This is a genomic window from Gammaproteobacteria bacterium, from assembly GCA_037388465.1.
Lineage (GTDB): Bacteria > Pseudomonadota > Gammaproteobacteria > SpSt-1174 > SpSt-1174 > JARRKE01.
In genome coordinates this window covers 1-5057 of record JARRKE010000110.1, presented here as the reverse complement: position 1 = coordinate 5057, position 5057 = coordinate 1, and the positions used below count along the sequence as shown (strand labels likewise).

At 65.7% G+C, this 5057-nt stretch carries 5 protein-coding genes; all 5 read left to right on the top strand.

Annotated features, from left to right (window positions below; translation table 11 throughout):
- Positions 1–921 (top strand): ATP-binding cassette domain-containing protein (locus P8Y64_13460; GenBank protein MEJ2061472.1); only part of this gene is annotated, 921 nt, incomplete at its 5' end.
- Positions 918–2666 (top strand): thiol reductant ABC exporter subunit CydC, encoded by a 1749-nt coding sequence (gene cydC, locus P8Y64_13455; protein ID MEJ2061471.1) that lies wholly within the window; start codon positions 918–920, stop codon positions 2664–2666. The genes P8Y64_13460 and cydC, both read left to right, overlap by 4 nt.
- Before the next feature lie 174 nt (positions 2667–2840).
- A complete protein-coding gene (locus P8Y64_13450; GenBank protein MEJ2061470.1) occupies positions 2841–3803 on the top strand; it encodes a MoxR family ATPase in 963 nt (320 codons plus the stop codon).
- A 2-nt stretch (positions 3804–3805) separates the two neighbouring features.
- A complete protein-coding gene (locus P8Y64_13445) occupies positions 3806–4801 on the top strand; it encodes a DUF58 domain-containing protein (protein MEJ2061469.1) in 996 nt (331 codons plus the stop codon).
- The coding region (locus P8Y64_13440; GenBank protein ID MEJ2061468.1) for a hypothetical protein at positions 4779–5057 on the top strand (279 nt) is incomplete at its 3' end. The genes P8Y64_13445 and P8Y64_13440, both read left to right, overlap by 23 nt.

Here is a 5057-nt window from a genome sequence, read left to right as displayed (position 1 = left end):
ATGTGGGGCGATATGGATTTCCAGAACGGCTTCTTCGTGCTGCTGCTGGCGCCGGAGTTCTATTTGCCGTTGCGCAACATGGGCACCTATTACCACTCGCGCATGGAGGCGATCGGCGCTGCCGAGCGCATCGTCGAGCTGTTCGAGATGCCGCTGCCGGAGGCCCCGGCGGTGGTCGAAACCCTGCCCGAAACGCGCAGCCTGGATATCCGGTTGCAGGATGTGCGCTTTGCCTACGAGCCGGGCCGCGAGGCCCTGCGCGGCATCGACCTCGCACTGCATACCCCCGAGCGCGTGGCGCTGGTGGGCGCCAGCGGGGCGGGCAAGAGCACCCTGGCCAGCCTGCTGCTCGGGTTCATCCGTCCGGATGCCGGGCGTATCGAGGTCAACGGCCACGATCTCGCCCGGCTCGACCCGGACGACTGGCGCCGCTACATCGCCTGGCTGCCGCAGCGTCCGCGCATCTTTCATGGCACCCTGCTGGAGAACATCCGCCTCGCCCGGCCCGATGCGGGGCCGGATGAGGTCCGCCGGGCGGCCGCCCTGGCGCGGGCCGACGAGTTCATCGACCGCCTGCCGCTCGGGTACGACACCCTGGTCGGCGAGCGCGGCCAGGGGCTGTCAGGTGGGCAGGCGCAGCGCGTGGCGCTGGCCCGTGCATTCCTCAAGGATGCCCCGTTTGTGATCCTGGACGAGGCTACGGCCAGCCTGGACGCGGAAAACGAGGCCCTCATCGAGCAGGCCCTGGAGACCCTGGCAAAGGACCGCCTGTTGCTGGTGATCGCGCACCGGCTGCGCACCGTGGAGCGCGCCGACCGCATCGTGGTGATGTCGGACGGCCAGGTGATCGAGCAGGGACGGCATGCCGAGCTGCTGCAGGGGCAGGGCGCCTATGCGCGTCTGGTGGAGGCCGCGGCATGAAGACGCTGTGGCGGCTGCTGATCCTGTTTCGCCCCTACTGGCGCTGGATGCTGCTCGGCGGGTTGCTGTCCCTGGTCACCATCCTTTCCAGCATCGGCCTGATGGCCGTTTCGGGCTGGTTCATCGCGGCCATGGCCCTGGCCGGCCTGGCCGGGGTATCGATGGACTACTTCACGCCGGCGGCCATGATCCGCGGCTTCGCCATCGCACGCACCCTGGGGCGCTACCTGGAGCGCCTGGTGACCCATGAGGCCACCTTCCGCCTGCTGGCCAGCCTGCGCGCCTGGTTTTACGATCATCTCGAACCGCTGGCCCCGGCCCGCCTGCAGGCCTTTCGTTCCGGGGACCTGCTGAGCCGCATCCGCGCCGACATCGACACCCTGGACAACTTCTATCTGCGCATCCTGGCGCCCAGCGTGGTGGCGCTGGTCGTCGTGGCCGTCGTGGTCGCGGTGCTGACCATCTGGAGCCCGCACGTCGCGCTCAGCACACTGATCCTGCTCATCGTCGCGGGCGTGGTGCTGCCGGCCCTGATGCATCTGCTCGGGCGCCGGCCCGGCGAGCGCATCGTCGAGACCGAGGCTGAACTGCGCACCACCGCCGTGGACGGCGTGCAGGGGCTGAGTGAACTGCTGGTGTACGGCGCCGCGCCGCGCCAGGCCGAACGTATGGGCAGCCTCAGCCGGGACCTGGCGCGCGATCAGCTGCGCATGGGGCGGCTGCAGGGGCTGGCCGTGGGCGGGGTGGGGCTCAGCGCCAACCTGGCCCTGTGGCTCGCCGCCCTGCTGGCCATTCCGCTGGTCGGCGCCGGCAGCCTGGCACCGCCGGATCTGGCCATGCTGGTGCTGCTGGTGCAGGCCAGTTTCGAGGCCGTGATGCCGCTGCCGCAGGCCTTTCAGCTCATGGGCCAGACCCTGGCGGCGGCGCGCCGACTGTTCGAACTGGTGGACGCCGAACCGGCCGTGCGCCCGCCCGTGCACCCCCTGCCGCTGCCGGAACGCTTCGATCTCGAATTCCAGAACGTGGGCCTGCGCTACGCGGAGGATGCGGCGCCGGCGCTCGCGGATGTCTCGTTCCAGCTTCCAGAGGGATCGCGCATTGCCGTGGTCGGCCCCACGGGCGCAGGCAAGTCCAGCCTGTCCAACCTGCTGCTGCGTTTCTGGGAATATCAGCAAGGCCACGTCCTGCTCGGCGGGCAGGAACTGCGCGATTTCGATCCCGAGATGCTGCGCAGCCGCATCGCGGTGGTCTCGCAGGGAACGCATCTGTTCAACACCACCATCCGCGAGAACCTGATGCTCGCCAACCCGGATGCCGATCAGGCGGCATTGGAAGCGGCCTGCCGCGCGGCGCGCATCCACGACTTCATCGCCGATCAACCACAGGGTTATGACACCTACGTGGGCGAGGCGGGGCTGCGGTTGTCGGGCGGACAGGCGCGGCGCGTGGCCATCGCCCGGGCCCTGCTCAAGAACGCGCCGCTGCTGGTGCTGGACGAACCGACCGAAGGACTGGACGCCCGGACCGAGCGCGAGGTGCTGGACGCGCTGCAGCCGTTGATGGCCGGACGCAGCGTGCTGATGATCACCCACCGGCTGATCGGCCTGGAGGCCTTCGACCGTATCCTGGTAATGGAGGCGGGGCGCATCGTCGAGTCCGGCACCCATGCCGAGCTGATCGCCGCCGGTGGACGCTACGCCGCGCTGCGTGGCCTTGGAAGCGGGGCAGAACCTGTGCCGGCCTGAGATGGGAGCAGGGTGTCCTGCCGAATACGCTTTTCTCCTGCTGATCGCAGGTCGTTGAAGTTTATTCAGCGTTCAGGGGCAATGGTGTCGACTGATTGCCCTTATTCGAGAATAAAAACGTATCCCGTATCGTCTTGCCTATAATTTGCCGTTCTAAATCCACACCGGTTCCGCATGAAAACCCAACCCGAATTCCTGACCTTGAGGCAGCACCTAGAACAGGTCGTGGTCGGCCAGGCTCGTCTGCTCGATCGACTCATGATCGCGCTGCTTACCGGCGGCCACATTCTGCTGGAGAGCCCGCCGGGCCTGGCGAAGACCACGGCGGTCAAGGCATTGGCCGGTGGCGTGCATGCGCGTTTCCAGCGCATTCAGTTCACGCCCGATCTCATGCCGGCGGACATCACCGGCAGCGATGTCTTCAATCCCAGGACGGGGGACTTCCGTTTTGTGGAAGGCCCGCTGTTCAATGAAATCATCCTGGCCGACGAGATCAACCGCGCCCCGCCGAAGGTGCAGTCGGCGCTGCTCGAGGCTATGGAGGAGCGCCAGGTGACGATGAGCGGGCAGTCCCATGCCCTGCCGGATCTGTTTATCGTCATGGCCACGCAAAACCCGTTGGAACAGTCCGGTACCTACCCGCTGCCCGAGGCGCAGCTGGACCGCTTTCTGCTGCATGTGGTGATCGACTATCCGGACGAGGAAGAGGAGCTGCAGATCCTGGAACGCGACCGGCGCATGCATTTCGGCGCCGACAACGCCAGTCCGGACACGCGGCTGAGTCCCGCGACCGTCCTGTCCGCCCGCCGCGAAGTGGCGGAGATTCATATTGAAGAGACCCTGGAGCGGTATGTCGTCAGCCTGGTGAACGCGACCCGTCATCTGGGTAAATGGCTGCCGGATTGGCACGATGCCATTCGTTTCGGGGCATCGCCGCGCGCGACCCTGGCCATGGTGCGTGCCGCCAGTGCCCATGCCTACCTGCAGGGACGCGAATACGTGATTCCCGATGACGTGATCGAGGTGGCAGGCGATGTGCTGCGCCATCGCATCATTCCCGGCTTCAGCGCCAGGACCAAACAGCTCTCCAGCGACGATTTGATCAAAGGGATTATCGATACCGTACCCATTCCCTGAGCATGGTGTTCTCGTCTCTTATCGAAAAACTGTCGCGCTATTACCGGCGCGGCATGTCTGTTGTGTCCGATGTCGAACAAACACCGCTGCTCGATGAAACCGCCCTGCAGGAACTGGCGCACTACGCGCAGGCGCTGCCCTGGTCCCTGCTGGAATTCCAGCGGCCGTCGGCGCATCCACTGATCGGCGAGACGCTGTCCTTCCACCGCGGCCGTGGTTTTGAATTCGAGGAGAACCGGGCTTATCAGGCCGGCGACGAGCCGCGCCTGCTGAACTGGCGGCTGTATGCGCGCAGCGGGGAGCTCTATACCAAGGTCTTCACCGAAGAGCGCCGGCCGCAGGTTTTTCTGCTGGTGGACAGGCGGGCGGCAATGCGCTTTGCCACCCATCGTCAGCTGAAGGCTGCACTCGCGGCAAAAATCGCCGCCTGTTACGCCTATCAGTCACAACACCAGGCGCTGGCTGTGGGCGGCCTGATCCTGAACCAGATGCCCGAGTGGTTTTCCCCCGCGAGAGGGGAGATGTCGCTGGACGCCTTGGTCCAGTCGCTGGCGGCGCCCTGTCCGCCGCTGGCCTTCGAAGCGGACCAGCCTGATTTTGAAGAAAGCCTGCGGTTGCTGATGCACCGCCTGCCCGCGGGAAGCTTCGTGCTGCTGGTCAGCGATTTTTGCGACTTCAATCCGGATGCGGCCGCACCCGTGCTGCAGCAACTCGCCATGCTGCATACCGTGCACGCGATCCAGATTCTGGATCCCGTCGAGCAGCGGCTGCCGGCCGCCGGTGATTTTTTGATCGCGGACGATGCTTCCCTGCAGCCGTTGCGGATCGATGCACAGGATGAGGTGCAGTGCAGGTTGTACGAAGAAGCCTTTAATGACGGTCAGGCGAAGCTGGCTGCCTGCTTTCACAGCTGCAATATTCCTTTTAAAACCTGTACGACGCAGCAGGACGTAGAAGACTGTCTGGACCACGCCGATGACGCCGCCGTCGAACATTGACGGCCGGTGGGTGGACATCGTGCCGCCGGCAGCGCCGCACCATGGCGTGGACCCCTTTGTCGTTGGCATTGTCATGCTGGCGCTGCTTGCGTTGGGTGTCCTGCTGGTCTTCGTTTATCGCCGCCCCCGGCAACGCGCCAAAAGCGCATTGCGACGCCTGGCCCGCGACTTGCGGCGTTCCCGTATTGAAATCAAGCCCGCCTGTTTGCAGGTCAGGCATTGCCTCCATGCCGGCCTGGGCCGGCGCCGTCTGCAA

Bases quoted from the DNA above. Each gene is read 5' to 3' on its own strand.
- P8Y64_13450 (MEJ2061470.1), top strand. From the start codon at position 2,841: ATGAAAACCCAACCCGAATTCCTGACCTTGAGGCAGCACCTAGAACAG.
- P8Y64_13445 (MEJ2061469.1), top strand. From the start codon at position 3,806: ATGGTGTTCTCGTCTCTTATCGAAAAACTGTCGCGCTATTACCGGCGC.
- cydC (MEJ2061471.1), top strand. From the start codon at position 918: ATGAAGACGCTGTGGCGGCTGCTGATCCTGTTTCGCCCCTACTGGCGC.